Source organism: Brevundimonas sp. FV1ye4L, from assembly GCF_058681255.1.
The window spans coordinates 2,754,806-2,775,760 of the sequence record NZ_CM178734.1; the positions used below are offsets into that span (position 1 = coordinate 2,754,806).

A 20,955-nucleotide genomic window follows, 5' to 3' on the forward strand; every position below is an offset into this window, starting at 1 on the left:
ATCACACCGCCCAGCAGGCGCAGCCCAAGGCGCCCCAGAAGGATTTGTGGTCGGCCGCCGGGGCCTGAAGCCGGGCCGTGGCCGCATGGTCATGGCCGTGGACCCCGCAGGCGGTCGAACAGCCGCAGGCGGCCGCGATCTTGGCGAAGAAGCCGGTGCGCTCCTGAGTCTTGGTCGAGTGATAGCCGCCGAAGGCGCGCACCGGCGACCAGTCCGGCGTCGGCGGCGGGATCGGCGGGGCCTCTCGGGCGAACTCACCCGCGCCCCAGACGATCTTTCCGCCCAGCAGGGTCAGGTCGCTTTCGATATGGACGATCTCGTCCTCGGCTACCGAGAAATAGTCGCGGTCCAGCACGACCAGATCCGCCAGTCGGCCGACGGCGATGACGCCCTTCTTGCCCTCTTCGTTGGAGAACCAGGTATTGGCCTCGGTCCATAGACGCAGCGCCGTCTCGCGGTCCTGGCGCTGGGCGGCGGGATACATGCGCAAGCCGCCCAGGCTCTTGCCCGTGACCAGCCAGCTCAGCGAGACCCAGGGGTTATAGGAGGCCACGCGGGTGGCGTCGGTGCCTGCGCCCACAGGCACGCCGGCCGCCAGCATCTTCGAAATCGGCGGGCTGTCGGCCAGGGCCTCGGCGCCATAGCGTTCGGCGAAGTCCTCGGCCTGGTACATCATGCGGTGCTGCACGGCGATGCCGCCGCCCAGGGCCGCGATCCGGTCGATGTTGCGTTCGCTGATCGTCTCGGCGTGGTCGAAGAACCAGTGCAGGCCGTCGAACGGCATGTCGCGGTTCACCTTTTCATAGACGTCCAGCGCCCGGTCGATGGTCTCATTGTAGGTGGCGTGCAGCCGCCAGGGCCAGCGTTGCTCGACCAACTGGCGGATCACCGGCTCCAGGTCGGTCTCCATATTGGGCGGCATGTCCGGGCGCGGCTGGCGGAAGTCCTCGAAGTCGGCGGCGGAATAGACCAGCATCTCGCCGGCGCCGTTGTGGCGGTAATAGTCGTCGCCCTGGCCGGGGCGCACCTGTTTGCCCCAGGTCTTGAAGTCGGCCAGCTCTTCCTTCGGCTTCTGGGTGAACAGGTTGTAAGCCAAACGCACGGTCAACTGGCCGTCTTCGTGCAGCTTCTCGATGATCTCATAGTCGTCGGGATAGTTCTGGAAGCCGCCGCCCGCGTCGATCACGCTGGTCACGCCCAGCCGGTTCAACTCGCGCATGAAGTGGCGGGTGGAGTTGAGCTGGTACTCTTCCGGCAGCTTCGGCCCCTTGGCCAGGGTCGAATACAGGATCATGGCGTTGGGCTGGGCGATCAGCATTCCGGTCGGCTCGCCCGCAGCGTCGCGCTGGATCTCGCCGCCCGGGGGATTGGGCGTGTCCCTGGTGTAACCGACGGCGCGCAGGGCGGCGCGGTTCAGCAGGGCGCGGTCATACAGGTGCAGGATGAAGACCGGCGTCTCGGGCGCGGCGGCGTTGATTTCGTCCAGGGTCGGCAGGCGTTTTTCGGCGAACTGGTATCGGGTGAAGCCGCCGACGACGCGCACCCACTGGGGCGGCGGGGTGTTGGCCGCCTGGGTCTTCAGCATGGCCATGGCGTCCGCCAGGCTGGGCACGCCGTCCCAGCGCAGCTCCATATTGTAGTTCAGCCCGCCCCGGATGACGTGGGTGTGGCTGTCGATCAGGCCGGGCGTCACGCGACGACCGCCCAGGTCGATGATCTTGGTCTGCGGCCCGGCGGTCGGAACGATGTCGCGCGCTGACCCGATGGCCGAGAAGACTCCGTCCGTGACCGCGACAGCGTCGGCGTTGGGATTGGCGCGGTCCAGTGTGGTGAAACGGCCGCCGTGCAGGATCAGGTCGGGAGCTTTGTTCACATCGGGGGTCATGGGGGAAGTCCGTGCGAAGGCGGCGGGGGCCAGTCCGGCCAGGCCGAGGGCGGTGATTGCGGTGCGACGGGTCTGGGTCATCGCGCGGGATCGAGGGGCGGGGCGGGGACGGGCGGCGGCGGGTTCAGTCTGTGCCGCACATACTGCGTCCCCTGTTCACCCAGGAGGATGCCCAGCAGCCCCAGCAGGGCCACATAGGGCGGGGCGGGGGAGCGGACGTTCAGCAGTCCATAGAGGCACCCGACCAGCAGACCCACGGCCAGGGCGACGACGAGGGGCTTCATCGCGCGTCCTGCCTTTGGTCTAGGGAGACGGGATCGCTGGCCGGGAAACTGTCGCTCAGCGCCTCGTCGAGTGCCTCTTCGCGGTCCGGATCGGGCGCCGCCGGGACGTCCGTTTGCTCAATGTCGTTGCGGTCGGTCATGGCGGCGCCCTTCTAGTCAGCGGGTTGGAACGGGGTCAGCCTTCGCGGGCGTGCTCGCCCAGCATGGCGCGGGCGTACTGAAGCCCCACGCCATAGGCGCCGCCGAACTTCACCGCAGCCCCGGTGGTGGCCTCATAGGTCTCGCCCCGCGCCCAGTCGCGTTGCAGCTCCAGCAGATACTGGATCGAGGTCATGGGGCGGGCGCCGGCCTGGATCATCCGCTGGACGGCGCGCTCGTGCGCCTCGGTCGAGACGTCGCCCGAGGCGTCGGTGATGACGAAGACTTCGAAGCCCTGGTCGATGGCCGACAGGACCGGACCGACGATGCAGACCGAGGTCCACAGGCCGGCGATGACGATGCGCGACTTGCCGGCACGGTTGACCGCGTCCGTCACCTGAGAGTCTTCCCAGGCGTTCATCGTGGTGCGGTCATAGACGGGGGCGTCGGGGAAGGCCTCCTTGATCTCGCTGAAGATCGGACCCGAGAAGGTCTTCTCCGCCACGGTGGTCAGTATGGTTGGAACCTTGAAATCGCGCGCCGCCGTCGCGACCAGGGCGGTGTTGGTGCGCAGGGCGCCGATGTCGATCGAGGCGGTGGCGAAGGCCATTTGAGACTGGTGGTCGACCAGGATCAAGGTGTGGTCGGCGGGGGTCAGCAGGCCTTTGCCGGCGGTCGGGGTGGCGGTGACGGTCATTGTGAAATCCTTTGGTTCAGCCGCGCTGCGGCGTTTCGATGAGGAGAGTGTGCCTGCGCGATTGGATGCCTGAAATGGAAACTAACAAAACTCATCGTTTCCTTTTTTTGAGTTCTCAGTCCGAGGCAGTTGATGGCTGGCGGCCAGCCTTTGCCGATTGGTTCGCAACGTCTTGAACGAAGCGCTCAAAAGCGGTCCGCGCGGCGGCGCTCGATCACAGCGGCATGGTCCAAGACCCGCAGCGGTTGGACCGTCAGTTTGTCGGCGTCGATTACGGGCGCGGCCGCACCGCGTGACACCTTGGAACCTGTGCAAATGACGGCATTCGTATCCGACTTCTCCCGGGCGTCTCGTCGCGGCCTTCTGGCCGGCGGTGCGGCGCTCGGGCTGTCCTCCCTCATCCCAACCCTTGCATCGGCGGGCGCGGCCAGCGCCTCGGCCTCCATCACTGGAGATGACACCATGTCTTACGTCACCACCTCGGACGGCGTTCAAATCTATTACAAGGACTGGGGGCCCAAGGACGCCCAGCCGATCGTCTTCCACCACGGCTGGCCGCTAAGCTCGGACGACTGGGACGCCCAGATGATCTACTTCCTGCTGAAGGGATTCCGTGTCGTCGCGCACGATCGTCGCGGCCATGGTCGTTCCAGCCAGGTGTCAGAAGGCCATGACATGGACCACTACGTCGCAGACGTGGCGGCGGTGACGGCTCATCTGAACCTGCGCAATGCCGTCCATATTGGCCACTCGACCGGCGGGGGCGAGGTCGCCCACTATGTGGCTCGTCACGCTGACCGCGTAGCCAAGGCCGTGCTGGTCGCCGCCGTGCCCCCGATCATGTTGAAGACCGCCGCCAACCCTGGCGGCCTGCCCATGGAGGTGTTCGACGGCTTCCGCGCCAATCTCGCGGCCAATCGGGCCGAATTCTATCGCGCCGTCGCGGCCGGGCCCTTCTATGGCTTCAACCGGCCCGGCGTGACCACGCTGGAGGCGGTGGTCGACAACTGGTGGCGTCAGGGCATGATGGGCGGCGCCAAGGCTCACTACGACGGCATCAAGGCTTTCTCGGAAACCGACTTCACCGACGACCTCAAGGCCATCCAGGTTCCGACCCTGGTCATGCACGGCGACGACGACCAGGTCGTCCCCTACGCGGACTCAGGTCCATTGTCGGCCGCCCTGCTGAAGAACGGGACGCTGAAGACCTACGCCGGCTACCCGCACGGCATGCTGACGACCCACGCCGACGTGCTGAACGCCGACCTGCTGGCCTTCATCAAGTCCTGATCCGCCGCCAATGAAAACGCCGCCCCGCAGCAATGCGGGGCGGCGTTCTGCTGTTCGGTTCGGCGTTAGAGGGAAACGTCATCCGTGGTGTGATGTATCTCGCTCTCAAAAATAATAGCCGTCATCCCAAAGACGGCGGCTTTTTTCTCCATGAAATCTGTCATCGCGGTCATATGCCAACGGCGCCCCCACCGTCCGGCGCTCTACTGCTCATTGTGAAGTTCGCATGTCGCGAGGCGGTCGACGCCTTGCCCCCTTGCCCCCTTGCGACCGTTGGGCGAAGTGCGGCTGTTGAATGCAGGAGGCGAGGTCCCGCATTCAACAGCCGGCGGTCTTATCCTTGAATGAACGCCAGCAGGTCGGCGTTGACGACGTCCGGATGGGTGGCGAACAGCCCGTGGGACAGGCCAGGATAGGTCTTCAGGGTTCCGTTCGACAGCAGCTGGATGGCCTGGTGCGCTGACGCGTCGATCGGCACGACCTGATCATCCTCGCCGTGCAGCAGGAGCACCGGCAGGGACACGGCCTTCAGGTCCTCGGTGAAGTCGGTTTCGGAGAAGGCGGTGATGCAGTCGTACTGAGCCTTTGCCCCGCCCGCCATGCCCTGGCGCCACCAGTTGCGGATCAGGCCTTCGCTCACTTCCGCCCCTTCTCGGTTGAAGCCGTAGAAGGGACCTGACGGCACATCGAGGAAGAACTGCGCGCGGTTCTGCTTGAGCGCGTCACGGAACCCGTCGAACACCGCCATCGGCAGGCCGCCGGGATAGGCCGCCGTAGCCAGCATGATCGGCGGCACGGCGCCGATCAGCACGGCCTTGGCGACGCGGCCGGGCCGGCTGCGGGCGACGTAACGGATCACCTCGCCCCCGCCGGTGGAGTGACCGATATGGATGGCGTTCTTCAGGTCGAGCGCCTCGGCCAGTTCCGCGACGTCCGCGGCGTAGGTGTCCATGTCGTTGCCCGTATCGGTCTGGTCCGATCGACCGTGGCCGCGGCGGTCATGGGCGATGACGCGAAATCCCTTGTCCAGGAAGAACAGCATCTGGTTGTCCCAGTCGTCGGCGCTGAGCGGCCAGCCGTGGTGGAAGACGATGGGTTGAGCGTCCTTGGGGCCCCAGTCCTTGTAGAACAGGCGGGTGTCGTCGGAGAGGGTCAGGTAGGTCATGGCTATGTCCTTTGAGAGGGTGGTTTGAAAGCGAAGGTTTCGGTCGGGTTGCAGACGTCAGTTCGGCCGGCCGCCGGCGCTGCGAGCGGCCTGGTCGATCACGTCGGCGACGGCGCCGGGTTGGGAAATCATCGGGACGTGGCTGGCGCGAATCTCGACCTTGACGGCGCCGATCTTCTCGGCCTGCTGACGCAGCATGGCCGGGGCGATGGCGGCGTCCTCGGTGGCGACGATGAACCAGCTCGGGCGCGTCCTCCAGGCGGCCTGGGTGACCGGCGTGGCGAAGGCCGACATGGCGATCGGAACCTGAGAGTCGCGCATGAAGGCGGCGTCCGCGTCGCCGACGTCGGCGGCGAACCCTTCCTGGAAGCGTTCGGCGCTGATGAAGCCGAATCCGTCGGCCTGTTCCTCGATCACGAAGGTCGAGGGGATGCCGAAGCCCTTATACTGGTCCCCGGCCGTCTCGCCGACATCGGCCGTCAGGGCGGAGACATAGACCAGGCCCTTCACCTTTTCGTCGACGCCGGCCTCGGTGATCACCACGCCGCCCCACGAGTGGCCGACAAGGATGGTTCCGCCGTCCTGGCGGGCGAGGGCGCGCCGCGTGGCGGCCACGTCGTCGGCCAGGGAGGTGAGGGGGTTCTGGACGATGGTAACCCGGTAGCCGCGAGCGGTCAGGTCGTCATAGACGGCCCTCCAGCCCGAGCCGTCGGCGAAGGCGCCGTGGACGAGAACGACGTTGCGGACGGTCTGAGCCGCCGGAATCGTCTGGACGGACTGGGCCTGAGCGGCTCCGCCGATGCTGGCGGCGCCGACGGCGGCGAGGAGGATGTTGCGGAACTTGATCATGGTCGTTTCCTTTGGAGCTGGGTTGGGACGGTGGTGGCGGACGTGAGAGTAAAGGCGAACTCGCGATAACATTTATCGCGCTAAAATAAGATGCATGAAGCGCCGGAGTTCTGTCAAGCCAACGTTTATCGCGATATATAACTTTCTGTCGCCTCCCGGTCTGAGGCGGGGCGCCGCATGGCGTCAGCCCTCCGTGAGGGTCGGAATGAACGCCAAGCTGGCCAAGAGCGGCGGCTGGTCCACCACCCCGTCGCAGGACGGCGAGGGCCGCCGCGGATATGCACAGGTAAGGTGGTCGGCATGGTTTGCCTTGGTTCGGGCGGGCGGCTCTGACGTTAGACGTCTCAAGAGGGCCAATTATTCCCGCCGGCTGCACCTTTCGCGCGTCCACTCCGAAGCGCGCCGCATGCAATCCCGCGACCGGCCCACGATGAGACGGGCCAGACGAGGCAGGCCATCGGTCTTGTGAAGAGAATAATTATCGCGATATAACTCTTGTCTTGTGCAGGAGCGAGTAGCCCCGAATGTCCAAATCCAAAGGTCCCGTCCCGATGGACGACCAGCTCTGCTTCACCGTCTATTCGACCGGCATGGCCATCCAGCGGGCGTACAAGCCCCTGTTGGACGACCTGGGCGTCACCTATCCGCAGTATCTCGTGATGAACGTCCTGTGGCGGGAGGACGGCCGGACGGTCGGCGAAATCGCGGACGAATTGGCGCTGGAGCCCAGCACCATGACGCCCTTGTTGAAGCGGCTGGAGGTCGCCGGCCTTGTGCGGCGGGCGCGCAACCCCGCGAATGAGCGGCAGGTGGTGATCACCTTGACCGGCGAGGGCCAAGCCTTGCGCGAACGCGCCGGGTGTCTGGGCGAAGCCCTGCTGGACGCGTCAGGCCAGACCATGCCCGAACTCAGCGACCTCAACGTCCGCCTCAAATCTCTACGTGACGCCGTCTACGAAAGCCTGGCGTCGCGCAAGCCGACGCACGGCTAGGGTCCGAGCCGGAGACGACGATTCCCGGCGGCGGCCCTGGCCTCCGCTCGCGCCCTAGCGTGACTTGCGGTCCAGGGCGTCCATGGCGCGGCGCAGCCGGGTGTCCGTCACTCTCAGCCTGATCTCGTCCGACACCAGGGCCGCGAGATTAGAGAGGATGTTCTTCTGGGTGTCGTCCAGCGTGCGCGGCCGCGTGTCGATCACGCACAGGGATCCGAGGCTGAAGCCGTCCGGATCGACGATCGGACAGCCGGCGTAGAATCGGAAGTTCGGGGTGTCGGCCACGGCGGGATTGTCTGCAAAGCGGGGATCGGCAGACAGATCCTCGAAGATGGTGCAGCGGCCCTGAAGAATGGTGTGATTGCAGAAGGCCCAACTGCGCGGGGTGTCCGCCATGTCCAGGCCCTGGCGTGACTTGAACCACTGGCGGGTCGGGGTCAGCAAGGTGATCAGGGAGATCGGCGTGCCCAGGGTTTGGGCCGCCAGCCAGGTCAGGCGGTCGAAGGCGTCCTCCGGCGGCGTATCGACCAGGCCCGAACGCTCAAGGGCCAACAGACGCTGAGCCTCGTTGTCGGGCAGCGGGAAGAGACCTGGGATAGGCGCCGCGGCGTCGGATGTCGTTCCCAGGACGGCGGCTTCGGCCGCCTCGGCCAGATCGGCGTCGTTGTCGATGAACCGCACCCTGCCTTCGGTCGGCAGCGGGTTGAACACGAACGCTCGGCCCTCAGCGCCCACGACCAGCAGGGCGGTCTGCTGAAGGGCGGCATCGCCGCTGAGCGCGTGCAGCAGGCCCTCTGCCCTGTCGAGGAGGCCAGCGTCGATCACCACTACCGCCGGCGACCGGCCGCCGATGTCCAGCAGGGCGGTGAACGGCTCTGGATAGGCATCGATGAAACAAGACCGAGCGCGTTCAAGCGCGACCCGCAAGGCGGGCAGCCGCTCCGGCGGGGCGATGACGATGACCCGAGCGGAGGCTGGCGTCAGGCCCGCCTCCTGACCTTTGACCAGGGCGACGACGTCGCTGCGATAGACGCGGCGATGGCCGCCGGGGGTCTTCCATGAGGGGATCGAGCCGCCTTCGACCAGCAACTGCGCCGTACGGACCGACACCCCGAGAATCCGCGCGACCTCCGTGGTGGTCACGATCTCCTTTTCTGAGGCGTCCATGGCGATCCTTTGCGGCCGGATCGCCGCTGACGATGTGACAAATGCCCACCGCCGGTCGCCTTGACAAGTTTCAAATCTGATGCATTTGGTAAAAATGCTAAATTTGATACATCATCAATAAGGAGATCAGCATGTCCCCCCGACTACCGAGCGATCAACCCGGCTTCTCGGCCCGTGTGGCCGCGAACCAGGCTGAGCGGCTGGCGCAGCTCGCCAAAACCTATGATTTCATTGTTTGCGGCGCGGGCAGCGCCGGCTCGGTCCTGGCCCGCCGTCTGGCCGAGAATTCCGCCGTTCAGGTCTTGTGGATTGAGGCTGGCGGCAGCGACGACCGTCCGAGCGTGATGGAGCCGGCCGCCTGGCCGACCAATCTCGGTAGCGAGACCGACTGGGGGTTCGTCGCCGAGCCCAATCCCCAGATCAACGGACGTTCCATGCCCATGTCGATGGGCAAGGTGCTGGGCGGAGGCTCCAGCATCAACGTCATGGTCTGGGCGCGCGGCCACCGCAGCGACTGGGATTATTTCGCCCAGGAGGCCGGCGACGACAGCTGGAACTATGAGCACGTCCTGGGGATCTATCGGGAGATCGAGGACTGGCAGGGGGCGCCCGATCCGTTGCGTCGCGGCGTCGGCGGGCCGGTTCATGTGCAGCCCGCTCCCGATCCCGGCCCGGCGGCTCTGGCCATGCTGGACGCGGCGCTTGAAATGGGCATTCCGACCCACCAGAGCCCGAACGGCGCCATGATGGAAGGCCCCGGCGGCGCGGCGATCAGCGATGTTCTGATCCGCGACGGCAAGCGCCACTCCCTCTTCCGAGCCTTCGCCTGGCCATACCTGGACCGGCCCAACCTGACATTGCTGACCCACGCCCAGGTCAATCGGGTGGTCGTCGAGCGGGGGCGCGCGGTAGGCGTCGAAGTGGTTCGGAACGGCGCGGTCGAGCGGTTCGACGCCGCCCATGAGGTGATCCTGTCCCTGGGCGCTATCCAGACGCCGACGGTTCTGATGCGTTCGGGCATCGGTGACGAAGAGGAGCTGAGCGGCGCGGGGGTCCGAGTCCTGCACAAGCTGCCGGGCGTCGGCCGCAATCTGCAGGACCATGTCTCGTTCGGCTGTATCTGGGAATACCGGGAGCCGATCGCGCCGCGCAACAGCGGCAGCGAAGCGACTCTTTACTGGAAGTCCGATCCCGCCCTGGCCGATCCGGACCTGCTGTTCTGTCAGGTTGAGTTTCCGGTCCCCAGCCCCGAAACGGCCGACCGCGGCGTGCCCGAGCACGGCTGGACCATGTTCGCCGGTCTGGCCCACCCCAAGAGCCGGGGCCGCATCCGTCTGCAGAGCGGTGACCTTCTGTCCAAACCGCGCATCGAGCTGAACACCTTCAGCCATCCCGACGACCTGAAGGCCGCAGTCGCCTGCGTCCAGCTCTGCCGCGACCTGGGCAACACCCGCGCCTTCCAGCACCTGGTCACGCGTGAGGCCATGCCTGGCCCGCTGGGCCAGGCCGAGATGGAACGCTATGTGCGTGATGCGGCGGTGACCTACTGGCATCAGACCTGCTCGGCCAAGATGGGCCGGGACGAGATGTCGGTCGTGGATAACCAGCTGCGCGTCTACGGCGTGCAGGGCCTGCGCATCGCCGACGGCTCCATCATGCCCCGGGTGGCGACGGGCAACACCCAGGCCCCTTGCGCGATCATCGGCGAGAAGGCGTCGCGGTTCATCCGCGGAGCGCACGGACTCTAGCCCTCCCTGGGCCGCCGCCGTGGCCGGAACCCACGGCGGCGGCTCGGTTCGTCAGAGCCGGTCGCTCCGTTCCTCAATGCAGATGCGGTCAGACGGTCGGGATCGTCCCGCCGTCGATGACGAACTCCCCGCCGTGGATAGAGGCGGCCCGGTCCGACGCCAGGAAGGCGATCAGATCAGCGACCTCTTCCGGCTGGGCCGGACGGCCGATCGGGATGCCGCCGAGCGCCGCGAGCACGCTCTGGCGCGCGTCCTCAATGGAGCCGCCGGAGCTTGCCGCCAGCCGCTGCATCAGGGCGTCGGAGGCTTCCGTATAGATCCAGCCGGGGGAGACGACGTTTACCCGCACCCCCTTGGGGCCCAGCTCCTTGGACAGGGCCTTGCTGTAGGTGGTCAGGGCGGCCTTGGCGGCGGCGTAGGCGATGGTGGAGTCGTGAAGCGGTAGTGTGGCCTGGATCGAAGAGACGTGGATCACCACGCCTCTCCCCTGAGCGATCATGTCCGGCACGAGCAGGCGGTCCAGCCGCACGGCCGGCAAGAGATTGAGGTCGAGCTCGTTGCGCCAGTGCTCGTCAGTGGCGGCCGCGAAGCCGCCGCCCGGCGTGGAGGAGCCGCCGACCACATGGGCCAGGATGTCCACGCCGCCCAGACGTTCTCGCGCAGCCGACGCCAGGATCTCGGCGCCTTCCGGCGTCGTCAGGTCCGCCTGGACAAACTCGAAACCGTCGATGGCGGCCGGCGCCGTGCGGGCGGCGGTGATCACCCGCGCCCCGCCCGCCAGAAAGCGTTCGACCGTGGCGCGTCCGGCGCCCTTGGTGCCGGCGGTGACGAGAATGCGTTTGCCCGCGAACTCGGCGCGGTCGTTACGCGGGCTCATGCGGTGATCTCCAGGGCCTTGATGGCGTCGTTTTCAAGCGTGAACCGCTTGGTGAAGCGGATCGGGCTGCCCTTGAAGGCGCCATGGGTGAGGCCTTCCACCACGACCTGTTGGTCCTCATGGCGGGCGGCGTCAGGCGTGAAGACGGCCTTGGCGACGACGACGGCGTCCTCGAGCCATCGGCGCAGTTCGGCGTGGCCCTGGTGGCGGCCGCCGTCGTCGTGAACCACTGCGTCGGGGGCGAAGGGGGCCAGCATGGCGTCGACGTCGAGCCGGGCGGCGCCGGCGACATAGTCTGCGATGGGTTTGGGAAGCGGGGGCGTCATGACGATCTCCTCAGCGACGGATTGCGCTGGGGCAGACGTGGAAGTATGCTCCGGAAATGGCAAGAACAGACGAAAAACTCAGTAGCGCACTAAAAAGTAAGCGGGTTGATTACACACCCCAAACCGCCGCCGTGAGCGCGCAGAACGTGATCCGCGTGCTGGAGGGGCGGTGGAAGCTGGTCATTCTGTTTCAGCTGTTTGGAGCCAAGGTCCGCCGATTTTCGGAGCTGGAGCGGGCGATTCCAGGCGTGTCGCAAAAGATGCTGATCCAGCAACTGCGCCAGCTGGAGCGCGACGGCGTGGTCGCGCGCGTGGTCCATCCCGAGGTTCCGCCCCGCGTTGAATACCACCTGACGCAATGGGGCCAGACTCTTTGCCCTGTGCTCGACCAGCTTCTCAGCTGGGCGGAGTCTGCGCCCCAGGACGTGCGCGCGCGACTCATCAACGAGGAAACGTCGGAGCGGGAGCACGCTGACGAGGCCCCGTCCTCACAGTCCGCATCCAGCCCGTTCTGAGCGAAGCCTCAGAGCCGCGATTGTGGCCTCTCACGAACGCCACGACCCTTCAGGCGGTTCGAAGCGAGGATCGTCTAGATGGGGTCAGGAGAAGGCCTGCCGGCGCACGTCCTCGGCGACGGGAAGCAGATCGGTCGAGGCGCGGGGCGCGACGACGCTGAAACCGAGGCCGTTCTTCGACCAGGTCACGCCGTCGAGCATTCCATAGGACCGCTCGGACATGGGGCGGTTCCTGTCGATCTCCATCGGCCGCACCATCACCGTCAGCCGGTCGCCGAACGTCCCATCGTAGACGAATAGGGCGGCCGGACCGTTGGGAGTCGTCACAAGTCGTCCGCCAAGGAAACTATAGCCGGCGCCCTGCAGATCAGGGGCCTGCACCGGCGCATCGAGACGTTCGGACACCCAGCGGGTCAGCGTCGCGCGCTGGTCGGAAGCCAGCTCGACGGGACGAAGCGTGTCGGAGGCGTAGACGGTATAGTTGTCGACGGCCTCACGGCTGAGCGCGTCGATCCCCCGCGCGGGCGGGGCGACCGCCGCCCGTCCAAACCAACCCGACAAGCCGCCGATGCAGAGGATGGCGACGGCCGCCGCGAACCGATGTCTTCCAGCCAGGGCCTTTCGGCGACGTTCGGCGAGGGTTTTCAGACTGAGTTCCGCAGGCAGGGGTTGATCAGCGAAGGGCGCCAGGGCCTCGCGCAAAGCCTCACCCTGTCGGCGGTAAGCCGCGAGTCGGGCCTGTTCTTCAGGGTGGGCGTCCAGATAGCGCCGCACTGCGGCGTGCCGGCCCTCTTCGAGCGCGCCGTCAAGAAACGCATGAAGCTCGTCTTCGCCAATCGGGCGGTCGGCGGTCATTTGACCCTCCTGAGATGCGATTTGACGGGCGCGCCTTCGGCCAGGGCGGCGGCCAGGCGGGCGCGTCCGCGCGAGAGACGCGACATGACCGTGCCGAGCGGTACGCCCAGAACACTGGCGGCTTCAGCATAGGGCAGGGCCTCGACCGTCACCAGCAGGATCACGCTGCGGTATTCATCAGGCAAACTATCCAAGGCGCGCAGAACATCGGCGCGGTCCAGCCCATGCTCCTGCGCCGGCGCCACTGACAGCGATCTTTGATCGACCGTGTCGATCGGCGCCATCACGCCCCGTCGACTCAACTTGCGCCACCGGTTGACCGCCAGATTGTGCAGTATGGCGTAGAGCCAGCTGCGCGTGTCGTTGTCGGCGCGGCGCTGGCCCCAGCGGGTGACGGCACGTTCCAGACAATCCTGAACAAGGTCGTCGGCTTCGGCCGGATCGCGAACCAGGGCGTTGGCGTAACGCCGCAGCCCTGGGATCACCGGCTCGATCAAATGCTCCATGTCCGTCATGCGTGCACCCTAGGGCTCCAGGACTTGGATCTGCACCGGGGCGCCGGGCGAGACCGCCGTGCCGGATGAGATCACCAGGTAGCGGCGGTCCGCGCCCTGTTCGGCGCGCACCTGTTGGCGGATGGGCCCCAGCGCATTCACGATGGCGCCGCCGGCGGGATTGGTCATGAAGGCGGCGATCGGCTCCAGGGGGCCGGAGCCGTCCGGCGACTTCGCCAGGGCCAGGATATGGGGCGCGCGCGGCTTTAGTCCGGACACCGCTCCCTGAATGACCTGAATCAGGCCCTGATCATACAGGCTGATGGTTGTGCCGGCCTCCGTCCCGTCGCTGACGCGCATGCGGATCAGGACCGAACCGCCCTCTGGCCGGGGCTGCAGGTTCTGGTCGCCCGCGCCGGTGGGGACCGCGCCGGGCACATAGACGAGCGCCTGGGGCGCCTGGCCGACGCCCACATTGGTCACGACTGTGTTGGAGGCGGTGTCGATCACCGCCAGTTCACCGGCGTTCTCCAGTCCGACATAAATCCGCGAGCCGTCGGGCGACGCCCAGAGGCCATGGGGCAAGGCGCCGACGGGGATGGTCGCAACGGGGCTGAAGTCGTCGGTGCGGAAGACCTTGACGACGTTCTCCCCGCCCACGGTGACATAGGCGAACTGGCCGCGCTCAGTTTGGGCGAAGTTGACGTGGTTGGTGAGGGGCCCGGTGTCCAGCGTCGTGAGCACATCGAACGGCGCGCGGGCGTTGAAGGCCACCGTCTTGCCGATGTCCTTGAGAGTGAACCAGACTTGCGCCCCGTCCGGCGAGGCGGCGATGTTGGGGCAGAAGGCGCTGGGTTGGGCGACCTCTCCGACGATCTCATGGGTGGCCACGTCCACCACCACGGTCTTGGGATTGAAGGACGAGCAGATGTAGCCGTAGCGACCGTCCGGCGAGAAGATGGTCATGCCTGGCCCGCCCGGCGTCTTGATGCGGCGGATTTCTTCGTAGCTGACCGGGTCGATCACCGAGACATAATCCTCGCCGCGCACCGTCACCCACAACTCCCTGCCGTCAGGCGTGAAGAAGGCCTCGTGCGGAGAACGGCCGATATAGGTGACGTGCTTCACGACATTGGTGGCCGTGTCGATGAAGCTGATCGAGTTGGACCCGATCGAAACCACGGCCAGCGTCCTACCGTCGGGCGAGAAGCCCAGGCCGTGGACAAGCAACTGCCCCCGGTAAAGCGGGCTGAGGTTTGCGGGCGCCGGATCGCCCAGCCTTATCAGGCCCACCAGCCGGTTGGTGGAGGGATCGGTCACCGACACGGTGTTCGAGAACTGCTCTGCGGCATAGATGCGGTCGCGGGCGGAAATCGGACCGATCGGGCTCGTCTGGGCTTGGGCGTTGGCGGCCAAGAGAACGGCTGAAAGACCGGTCGCGAGCAAGGTCTGGCGCTGCATGGGTTCAGCCTCCGTGATGATGGGCGGATGGAACGCCACGCGGGGCAGAGGGCGGGGGATTGGTCGGGGCGGGGTAGGCGGGGGGCAGCGGCTGGTCCACCGCCAGTCGCAGGGCGGCGATTTCCTGCTGCTGCTCGACTATGATCTCCTGGGCGAGCCGCCGAATTTGGTCGTTACGGCTATGACGCAACACCGCCACGGCCATGTCGATACCGCCCTGGTGATGAGGGATCATCATGGCGACGAAGTCGCGATCAATATCGCCGGTTGGGGTGATCTCCATGGCGGCGTGCATATGGGCCATCGCCGCGTCGTTCTCGGCCATGAACTGCTCAGAAGGCGTGCTGGCGGCCAGCGGCGCGGCGAGGCCCAGCACGGCCATGGCGGCGAGGGGCGCCACGGATTTGCGCAAGGAGATGGTCGGCATGGTCGGCCTCGGCTCGGATGGGGTGGTGCTGACATAGACGTCGCCAGAGGACCGATTATTCCCGCCCGCCGAATTTTTTGCGCGCCAGAGAGTCTTACACGCCGATCAGCGCCCTGAAGTTACGCCTCGATCATAATGCGTCGTCGCCCCGGCGGCGTCTTCTCGGAAATACACTTTCTGGAAGACGCCATGTCCACGCCTGAGATCCCTATTTCCAATGTACTTACGCCGCGGGGACGTCGGATCGCTCAGGTTCATGCGCGAGATCCCCGCGCCGAGGGCGTCTTCTGGTATTCCGTCGTGACCACCGGGGTCTACTGTCGGCCCACCTGTCCGTCTCGCAGGGCCAGACCTGAACACATCCGCTTTCACGAGACACTGGCGGACGCGCGCGGCACGGGCTTTCGGCCCTGCCGCCGATGCCGGCCGGAAGAGCCCGCCCTTCACGAATATCATCGCGCCCTGGTCGAGGCGGCCTGCGCTGAGGTCTGCGCCGCAGGCGAGACGCCGAGCCTGAAGGCGCTGGCGGAGGCGGCCGGGATCAGCGCATCCCATTTCCACCGACTCTTCAGACGGGTGACAGGCGTGACCCCGGGTCGCTATTTCGCCGCCGCCCGCAGCACCGCCTCGACTCGGTCGTGGTCGTCGGCGTTCGTCGGCAATGTCGCCGGATATGGCTCGGGGCTCGGTCGTCTCATATAAGGAAGTGGCCGCCGCCTTTCGGCGGCGGCCTGCATCCCGCGTCGCGGACAGGGACGGGTGACACGCGCGGGATGATCGACTCAGGCGACGCGCGCCGTCGTCGAATGGTTCAGAAGCGGTAGCGCGCGCCCGCGCGCACGCCGCCGCCCAACTGATTTTCGCCGAAGCGGCCCTCGCCCTGGACAAAGGCCTGCAGGCCGCCCCCGGTCTCGAACTGGGCCACAAACCGCGTTCGGGCGAAGGTCTTCTGGCCTTCCAGAGCGACGACGTCGGTCTGGCCGCCGCTGACCAGGCGTCCGGTCTGGTCGGTGTCGAGATCCTGAACCGCCTCGACGGCCAGGGAGACGATCACGGCGCGGTCGTCGGCCAGGTCTTTGCGGATAAAGCCTTGGGCGCCCACGCGCGCTGAGAAGCCGCCGCGATCATCGAACACGACCCGCTGTCCAAGAACCTCGAGATCGTCCATGCCGCTTCGCACATAGTCGAGGCCGACGAGGGGTTCGAAACCGCCGCCTTCCAGGGCGATGCGATAGCCGGCCTCGATCTGTCCGCCCCAGCTCGTTCCATCCATATCCGCCTCGAAACCTGCGGCCGGGCTGCGGAGGTTGAGATGGTGGCGATCCGCCTTGATCAGCACGGTGCTGAAGAAGCCCAGTCTACGCCAGGCCGAATAGACGCCGGCGTTGACGGTTTCGATGTCCGCTCTCAGCCCGCTGTCGTCGAATGTCAGCCGGGAATCGACGTAGCCGCCGGTGAGACCGACAACGGCCTGGCCGCCAGCAAAGTCGCGCGCGCCCAGGGAGGCGCCCATCTGACCGCCCGCGGTGGTCTGGTCATAGGCGAGGTCGAAACTCGCCCCGTCGCTTTTCCGATCCAGTCGGCCGCCGTGGATCTGGGCCCAGACGCGGCTGGCGGCGCCGCCGGCGGCGCGCGCCATCGACTGCTCCGCCCCGAAGGCGTCGGCGGAGGCGCGCCAGGCGGTGGCGAGGCCTTCGCCCGCCCGCACGGTCTGGTGGACGGCCAGGCCGGCCGAGGCGTTCAGCAGATAGGCCCGCGCCGCCGAGTCGTAGCTGACGGCGTAGCGGACCAGACCCTGGTCGGGATTGGCGACGTAGAAGGCGTTCGACGCCGAACTGGAGCCGACGGTGACCACGGTCAGAGCCTTGGCCAGAAGGCGCGCATCGCTCGGGGCGATGTTCAGCAGAAGGCCCGTTCGGCCGGAGGCGCCGCCGCCGATGACGAGCCTGTCCGCCGCCGAGGCGCCGATGTCCAGGCCCAGGCGGGCGTCGCCCGAGGCGGCGTAGGAGCCGGAGAGCGAAAAGACGTCGCCGGCCCGTTCGTTTCGAAGATCGACAAGCCCGCCGTCGTTGGCGAACCGTTCCAGGCTGGTGAAGGCCAGGGTCAATGGGGCGGCGCTCTTTGCGAACCGGAGCACGCCCTTGTTGGTGAACATGTCGTCGCCCGCGCCGTAATCGCGTCCCTGGCTGATGACGAGGGTTCCGGTGTTTACCTCCCGGTCGTCGCCTGGGCTGAGGGGCGCGACGTCCCATGACGCCTCGTCTGCCAAGGCTGGGCTCAAGCCGACGAGGCCGGCGCTGGCCAGAACGACGCCTGTTATGGCGAGAAGATGAGCCGAACGGCGGCGGCGCTGTGCGCTGGGGCGAACGGATGATCGAACCGGCATCTATAGTTTCCCCGAGCGCCCTGCCTTGTGCCGAGCGCCGCCGCTGTGCGGCTGTTGGGGAGAAGACGCCGCCCGCCGGCGGAGACCTTACAGCGACCGAAAAATTAGAAGGCGGCCTCAAAGCCGAGCCGCATCGTCAGGGGGCGGAGCGGGACCGCCTGGGGATCGAAGAGCCGGTAGGGCGATCCGATGCCGTAGCGGGTGGCCTGGACATCGAAAGGATTGGAAACCCTCAGGCTGAAGGCCCGCTGGGCCGAGCCGAGACGGGCGGTCAGCTCGGTACGCACATAGCCGCCCTGGGGGACGTCAAGGCCTGGTCCCAGCCCAAGCCGCGACTTGCCGACATAGCGCACGTTGGCGCCGAGCGTCAGGGGTAGGCCGGCCAGACGCAGGTCGTGCTGATCCACGGCCAACTGAGCGCCGATGGGCGCGACGTTCGGGATCGGGGCGCGGCCCACGCCGATGATCGTGGGCCGGTCGATACGCACGAGACTGTCGTTGAGAAACAGTCCGCCAGAGAGTTGCAGCGTGGGCGTCGGCGTCCAGGCGGCGCGCGCCGACACGAACCGGATTCGGCCGTCGCCGATATTGCCGGTCACGAGGTCGCCGCCCTGGGTCGCGACGTCGGCCTGGATGTCTCGCCAGTCCTGCCAGCCGATCGAGACCTGGGCCTGGATGTTCGGTGAGGAGGGCGTCTGGACGCCGGTTTCCCACAGGGTGACATGATCCGAGGCGAAGGTCTCCACGCCTCCATCGCTGTCGCTGACGCCGCCCGGTCGGACCGCCTGATCAAACCGCACAAAGGCCGACCAGCCGAATGGCGTCGTCCAGCGCGCCGAGACCGTCGGGGTCGCCGTCAGGCTGACGCCGTCGTCGCGCGGTGAGGCGGCTTCCACCGCGTTCGGCCCGACGGTATGGATGTCGTAGACGAGGCGAACCGCCGCCAGACGGCCGCCGAACGCAAGCCGCAAGCCGGGGGCGGGGCGAGCCACAGCCTCGCCGAAAACGGCGGCCTCTGCAAAGGTCCGGTCGAGGTCCGAGCCATAGGTCGGGCCCTGCGCCTGGGAGGGTTCAAACCGGCGTCGCTCGGCGCGGGTTTCACCGAGCGCCAGGGCGCCGCCGCCTGTCCAGGACCAGGGCGCCTCGCGGTCGGATTCGACGCGGAACTCGCTGGACAGGGCCCAGATCGATTGGTCGCGGTCCACGAGGGCGGCCACCGCTCCGCCCGGTTCGGTGGCGTCGAACCGTTCCTTGAGGGTCTGCCGCGAGAGACTGGTCGCGGAGGTCAGGCGCATGGCGCCGACGTCGCGGCTCGCTGTCACCCCCGCCAGTGCAAGCGTGCTTCGATAGGGTTCGGCGACCAGACGGTCCCGCGACAATCGCTGGTCCGCCGCCGGTATGGTCTGGGCGTCGTTTGCGACGATGTCCTGTCCGACCGCCGTGAGGTCGAAGGTCCAGCCGTCGCGAACCAGTCGGATTGCGCCGCGGAGACCCAAGGTCTCGACGCTGTCGCCGTCCTCGACGCCTCGCGCCGGATTGTTCAGGAAACCGCCGTCTCGACGACCATAGACGACGAGACGGGCAGCGGCGTCATCGCCCCAGGGTTGGTTGAGGATCGCCGCGGCGTCCGCCCCGTCTGCGCCGCCGGAGGTCGACGACAGACCGACGACGAACCGCGCGCTTGTCTCGGCGAAGGACGGTGAGACGGGTTGCAGACGGACGACGCCGCCGATGGAGCCGGCGCCGAACCGCGCGCCCTGCGGCCCCTCGAACACCTCGACGCCCGAGATGTCGACCAGGGCCAGGTCCGGGTCGGGCGATCCGTAGGTCAGTCTCAGGTCGCCCAGATACTGGCCGATCGTGGACTGAAGCGGTCCGTTGAAGGCGGAATCGGCGAGACCGCGGACGAAGAGCTTGTTGCGGCCCGGACCCTGGCGGGTTGAATCGACGGCGGCGGAAAGGTCGGCGACAGCCTCGCTGGAGGCGACCCCCTCCGCTCTGTCCAGTCCGTCGGGCGCGATGAGGGTTCGTCCGGTGGCTTCGGACAGGCCGCCTCGTCGCACGGAGGCCGTGACGATCACCTCGTCCAGAACGGTCGGGGCGGCCGGGCGCGGCGGCGGAGGCGCAGGGCGGAAAGGGGGAGCCGGCTCGATCCGGTAGACCCCCTGCGCCAGCCGCACGGCGCGGGCCCCGGTCGGTCGCAACAGCCGCTCGAAGGCCTGGTCCACCGTCAGCCGCCCGTTGACGCCGGCCGCCGCCCGGCCGCGAAGCGGGGCCTGAACCACCACATCCATCCCGGCTTGAGCCGCGATCGCCTGTGCGCCCTGGAGCAGGGGGCCGGGGCGGACGTTGAAGTCATGTTGCTGGGCCGGCGCCTGAGCCGAGATATGGGCAAAGACGGCGGCGACAAGGACGGCCGGGGCTGTCACGGAACGGCGCCCGGCTCGATACGCCAACCGGCGCCATTGTTCGTCACACTGGCGTCTAGGCTGAGTTCCAGCCGGCGTCGCACACTCTCCGGCGCCCCTGAAACCGAGAGGCTTCCCGAAATGCGGCTGTCCTCCATTTCCGGGGCGACGCTGACCGGGCGGCCCAGCGCGATCGACAGATCGACCGCGACGACCGCCAGGCGTTCATTGTCATAGACCAGCCGTCCGTCGCGCCAGGCGCCGACCGCCGCGAGATCCAGGCGACGGCGCTCGAAACCTTGGTCTCCGACGATGACGCCGTCGCCGGCGCCTAGAGTTACGGAGCGCCCCCTTTGATCGACCCGCACCACGCCCTCGGACACGGTCACGCGCGCGCCGTCGTGCAGACGGGTGACGTCGAAGACGGTCCCGAGATCCGTGACGGCGACCTCATCGACCTCGACCACGAACGGGCGGCGGTCGTCGTGGGCGACCTCGAACAGGGCGCGGCCTGACTCCAGCTCGGCGTTTCGGGGCGCGCGGCGGTCCAGGCGCAGACGCGTGCCGCCGGCGACATGGATGATCGTGCCGTCCGCCAGTTCCAGAGCCCGCTGTTCGCCGGGCGCGGTCTCGACCACCCAGGGCTGTGGCCGCATCAAACCGTACCAGCCGATCCCGAACAGTGCGGCGACGAGAACAGCGGCCGCCGCCGTGAGCCACATCCGCGAGGTCCGCCGCCGAGCCTCGCGCGCGGGGCGCAGACCTGATCGTCTGGACGGGGCGGCCATGGCGTCGACGAGATCGGCCTCGGTCGTCGCCAGCCGCCAGTAGACGGCCGCATTCAGCGGATCCTGGTCGAGCCACGCCTGCCAGTCGTCCCAGGCGTCAAAAGCGGGATCGTTGACGCGCACCAGCCAGTCCAGGGCGGCGCGTTCGACGGCGTGCGAGGTGTCGGTCATCTGCATATCCCCTGGACGCCGCGGTGTAGGGT

At 67.3% G+C, this 20,955-nt stretch carries 21 protein-coding genes; 5 read left to right on the forward strand and 16 right to left on the reverse strand.

Translation table 11 applies throughout. The features are described 5' to 3' along the window. Nucleotide 1: 1 nt before the first annotated feature. The 4 genes from ACW17X_RS13245 to ACW17X_RS13260 are packed head-to-tail and all read right to left on the reverse strand — an operon-like array spanning nt 2 to nt 3,004. Nucleotides 2-1,966 (reverse strand): amidohydrolase, encoded by a 1,965-nt coding sequence (locus tag ACW17X_RS13245; protein WP_492098047.1) that lies wholly within the window; start codon nt 1,964-1,966, stop codon nt 2-4. After that, on the reverse strand, nt 1,963-2,169 hold the full coding sequence (locus ACW17X_RS13250) for a DUF1427 family protein (protein ID WP_492098049.1): 207 nt from the start codon (nt 2,167-2,169) through the stop codon (nt 1,963-1,965). Before ACW17X_RS13250 ends, ACW17X_RS13245 begins: the two co-directional genes overlap by 4 nt. Continuing rightward, nucleotides 2,166-2,309, reverse strand: coding sequence for a hypothetical protein (locus tag ACW17X_RS13255; protein ID WP_492098051.1), 144 nt, complete (start codon nt 2,307-2,309; stop codon nt 2,166-2,168). Before ACW17X_RS13255 ends, ACW17X_RS13250 begins: the two co-directional genes overlap by 4 nt. Before the next feature lie 35 nt (nt 2,310-2,344). Next, nucleotides 2,345-3,004 carry a hydrolase gene (locus ACW17X_RS13260; protein WP_492098052.1) on the reverse strand — a complete coding sequence of 220 codons (660 nt, stop codon included), beginning with the start codon at nt 3,002-3,004 and terminating at the stop codon, nt 2,345-2,347. Between the two features lie 462 nt (nt 3,005-3,466). Here ACW17X_RS13260 and ACW17X_RS13265 point away from each other — a divergent pair, with 462 nt between their 5' ends. Next, a complete protein-coding gene (locus tag ACW17X_RS13265; RefSeq protein WP_492098054.1) occupies nt 3,467-4,294 on the forward strand; it encodes an alpha/beta fold hydrolase in 828 nt (275 codons plus the stop codon). 334 nt (nt 4,295-4,628) lie between these two features. On the opposite strand, the gene ACW17X_RS13270 is transcribed toward ACW17X_RS13265, so the two are convergent. Together ACW17X_RS13270 and ACW17X_RS13275 are read right to left on the reverse strand one after the other, a co-directional pair. Continuing rightward, on the reverse strand, nt 4,629-5,459 hold the full coding sequence (locus ACW17X_RS13270) for an alpha/beta fold hydrolase (protein WP_492098055.1): 831 nt from the start codon (nt 5,457-5,459) through the stop codon (nt 4,629-4,631). A gap of 57 nt (nt 5,460-5,516) precedes the next feature. Continuing rightward, on the reverse strand, nt 5,517-6,308 hold the full coding sequence (locus ACW17X_RS13275; protein ID WP_492098057.1) for an alpha/beta fold hydrolase: 792 nt from the start codon (nt 6,306-6,308) through the stop codon (nt 5,517-5,519). 524 nt (nt 6,309-6,832) lie between these two features. Here ACW17X_RS13275 and ACW17X_RS13280 point away from each other — a divergent pair. Beyond that, nucleotides 6,833-7,300 carry a MarR family winged helix-turn-helix transcriptional regulator gene (locus ACW17X_RS13280; protein ID WP_492098059.1) on the forward strand — a complete coding sequence of 156 codons (468 nt, stop codon included), beginning with the start codon at nt 6,833-6,835 and terminating at the stop codon, nt 7,298-7,300. Between the two features lie 54 nt (nt 7,301-7,354). Here ACW17X_RS13280 and ACW17X_RS13285 read toward each other — a convergent pair whose 3' ends face one another. Then, entirely contained in the window at nt 7,355-8,467 is a 1,113-nt protein-coding gene (locus tag ACW17X_RS13285) for a GAF domain-containing protein (RefSeq protein WP_492098061.1), read from the reverse strand. Nucleotides 8,468-8,598: 131 nt separating this feature from the next. On the opposite strand from ACW17X_RS13285, the gene ACW17X_RS13290 reads away from it, so the two are divergent. Further along, the gene (locus ACW17X_RS13290; protein WP_492098063.1) at nt 8,599-10,215 is read left to right on the forward strand and encodes a GMC family oxidoreductase; all 1,617 of its coding nucleotides are present in this window, start codon (nt 8,599-8,601) and stop codon (nt 10,213-10,215) included. Between the two features lie 88 nt (nt 10,216-10,303). Here ACW17X_RS13290 and ACW17X_RS13295 read toward each other — a convergent pair whose 3' ends face one another. Beyond that, nucleotides 10,304-11,092 carry an SDR family oxidoreductase gene (locus ACW17X_RS13295; RefSeq protein WP_492098065.1) on the reverse strand — a complete coding sequence of 263 codons (789 nt, stop codon included), beginning with the start codon at nt 11,090-11,092 and terminating at the stop codon, nt 10,304-10,306. Beyond that, nucleotides 11,089-11,418: a nuclear transport factor 2 family protein gene (locus ACW17X_RS13300; protein WP_492098067.1), complete on the reverse strand. Its 330-nt coding sequence runs from the start codon at nt 11,416-11,418 to the stop codon at nt 11,089-11,091. The genes ACW17X_RS13295 and ACW17X_RS13300 overlap by 4 nt, the downstream gene beginning before the upstream one ends. A gap of 131 nt (nt 11,419-11,549) precedes the next feature. On the opposite strand from ACW17X_RS13300, the gene ACW17X_RS13305 reads away from it, so the two are divergent. Next, nucleotides 11,550-11,933 (forward strand): winged helix-turn-helix transcriptional regulator, encoded by a 384-nt coding sequence (locus tag ACW17X_RS13305; protein WP_492088777.1) that lies wholly within the window; start codon nt 11,550-11,552, stop codon nt 11,931-11,933. An 84-nt stretch (nt 11,934-12,017) separates the two neighbouring features. Here the strand turns inward: ACW17X_RS13305 and ACW17X_RS13310 are convergent, their stop codons facing one another. From ACW17X_RS13310 to ACW17X_RS13325, 4 genes are read right to left on the reverse strand one after another with little or no spacing between them, the layout of a single operon-like run. Then, on the reverse strand, nt 12,018-12,788 hold the full coding sequence (locus tag ACW17X_RS13310) for an anti-sigma factor family protein (protein WP_492098070.1): 771 nt from the start codon (nt 12,786-12,788) through the stop codon (nt 12,018-12,020). Continuing rightward, nucleotides 12,785-13,303, reverse strand: coding sequence for a sigma-70 family RNA polymerase sigma factor (locus ACW17X_RS13315; RefSeq protein ID WP_492098072.1), 519 nt, complete (start codon nt 13,301-13,303; stop codon nt 12,785-12,787). Before ACW17X_RS13315 ends, ACW17X_RS13310 begins: the two co-directional genes overlap by 4 nt. Nucleotides 13,304-13,312: 9 nt before the next feature. Next, entirely contained in the window at nt 13,313-14,743 is a 1,431-nt protein-coding gene (locus tag ACW17X_RS13320; protein ID WP_492098074.1) for a YncE family protein, read from the reverse strand. Between the two features lie 4 nt (nt 14,744-14,747). Continuing rightward, the gene (locus ACW17X_RS13325; RefSeq protein ID WP_492098076.1) at nt 14,748-15,170 is read right to left on the reverse strand and encodes a DUF305 domain-containing protein; all 423 of its coding nucleotides are present in this window, start codon (nt 15,168-15,170) and stop codon (nt 14,748-14,750) included. Nucleotides 15,171-15,359: 189 nt separating this feature from the next. Between ACW17X_RS13325 and ACW17X_RS13330 the strand changes: the two genes are divergently transcribed. Next, nucleotides 15,360-15,872, forward strand: coding sequence for an Ada metal-binding domain-containing protein (locus ACW17X_RS13330; protein ID WP_492098078.1), 513 nt, complete (start codon nt 15,360-15,362; stop codon nt 15,870-15,872). A gap of 109 nt (nt 15,873-15,981) precedes the next feature. On the opposite strand, the gene ACW17X_RS13335 is transcribed toward ACW17X_RS13330, so the two are convergent. The 3 genes from ACW17X_RS13335 to ACW17X_RS13345 form a co-directional block, all read right to left on the reverse strand. After that, a complete protein-coding gene (locus tag ACW17X_RS13335) occupies nt 15,982-17,556 on the reverse strand; it encodes an autotransporter outer membrane beta-barrel domain-containing protein (protein ID WP_492098080.1) in 1,575 nt (524 codons plus the stop codon). 104 nt (nt 17,557-17,660) lie between these two features. Beyond that, complete coding sequence (locus ACW17X_RS13340) at nt 17,661-19,985, reverse strand: TonB-dependent receptor plug domain-containing protein (protein WP_492098081.1); 2,325 nt, start codon at nt 19,983-19,985, stop codon at nt 17,661-17,663. Further along, a complete protein-coding gene (locus tag ACW17X_RS13345) occupies nt 19,982-20,923 on the reverse strand; it encodes a FecR family protein (RefSeq protein WP_492098083.1) in 942 nt (313 codons plus the stop codon). The genes ACW17X_RS13340 and ACW17X_RS13345 overlap by 4 nt, the downstream gene beginning before the upstream one ends. Nucleotides 20,924-20,955: the final 32 nt, after the last annotated feature.

What these genes read in the sequence shown, in the direction of transcription:
- ACW17X_RS13245 (WP_492098047.1), bottom strand. Translation starts at nt 1,966, where the DNA reads ATGACCCAGACCCGTCGCACCGCAATCACCGCCCTCGGCCTGGCCGGA.
- ACW17X_RS13250 (WP_492098049.1), bottom strand. Translation starts at nt 2,169, where the DNA reads ATGAAGCCCCTCGTCGTCGCCCTGGCCGTGGGTCTGCTGGTCGGGTGC.
- ACW17X_RS13255 (WP_492098051.1), bottom strand. Translation starts at nt 2,309, where the DNA reads ATGACCGACCGCAACGACATTGAGCAAACGGACGTCCCGGCGGCGCCC.
- ACW17X_RS13260 (WP_492098052.1), bottom strand. Translation starts at nt 3,004, where the DNA reads ATGACCGTCACCGCCACCCCGACCGCCGGCAAAGGCCTGCTGACCCCC.
- ACW17X_RS13265 (WP_492098054.1), top strand. Translation starts at nt 3,467, where the DNA reads ATGTCTTACGTCACCACCTCGGACGGCGTTCAAATCTATTACAAGGAC.
- ACW17X_RS13270 (WP_492098055.1), bottom strand. Translation starts at nt 5,459, where the DNA reads ATGACCTACCTGACCCTCTCCGACGACACCCGCCTGTTCTACAAGGAC.
- ACW17X_RS13275 (WP_492098057.1), bottom strand. Translation starts at nt 6,308, where the DNA reads ATGATCAAGTTCCGCAACATCCTCCTCGCCGCCGTCGGCGCCGCCAGC.
- ACW17X_RS13280 (WP_492098059.1), top strand. Translation starts at nt 6,833, where the DNA reads ATGTCCAAATCCAAAGGTCCCGTCCCGATGGACGACCAGCTCTGCTTC.
- ACW17X_RS13285 (WP_492098061.1), bottom strand. Translation starts at nt 8,467, where the DNA reads ATGGACGCCTCAGAAAAGGAGATCGTGACCACCACGGAGGTCGCGCGG.
- ACW17X_RS13290 (WP_492098063.1), top strand. Translation starts at nt 8,599, where the DNA reads ATGTCCCCCCGACTACCGAGCGATCAACCCGGCTTCTCGGCCCGTGTG.
- ACW17X_RS13295 (WP_492098065.1), bottom strand. Translation starts at nt 11,092, where the DNA reads ATGAGCCCGCGTAACGACCGCGCCGAGTTCGCGGGCAAACGCATTCTC.
- ACW17X_RS13300 (WP_492098067.1), bottom strand. Translation starts at nt 11,418, where the DNA reads ATGACGCCCCCGCTTCCCAAACCCATCGCAGACTATGTCGCCGGCGCC.
- ACW17X_RS13310 (WP_492098070.1), bottom strand. Translation starts at nt 12,788, where the DNA reads ATGACCGCCGACCGCCCGATTGGCGAAGACGAGCTTCATGCGTTTCTT.
- ACW17X_RS13315 (WP_492098072.1), bottom strand. Translation starts at nt 13,303, where the DNA reads ATGACGGACATGGAGCATTTGATCGAGCCGGTGATCCCAGGGCTGCGG.
- ACW17X_RS13320 (WP_492098074.1), bottom strand. Translation starts at nt 14,743, where the DNA reads ATGCAGCGCCAGACCTTGCTCGCGACCGGTCTTTCAGCCGTTCTCTTG.
- ACW17X_RS13325 (WP_492098076.1), bottom strand. Translation starts at nt 15,170, where the DNA reads ATGCCGACCATCTCCTTGCGCAAATCCGTGGCGCCCCTCGCCGCCATG.
- ACW17X_RS13330 (WP_492098078.1), top strand. Translation starts at nt 15,360, where the DNA reads ATGTCCACGCCTGAGATCCCTATTTCCAATGTACTTACGCCGCGGGGA.
- ACW17X_RS13335 (WP_492098080.1), bottom strand. Translation starts at nt 17,556, where the DNA reads ATGCCGGTTCGATCATCCGTTCGCCCCAGCGCACAGCGCCGCCGCCGT.
- ACW17X_RS13345 (WP_492098083.1), bottom strand. Translation starts at nt 20,923, where the DNA reads ATGACCGACACCTCGCACGCCGTCGAACGCGCCGCCCTGGACTGGCTG.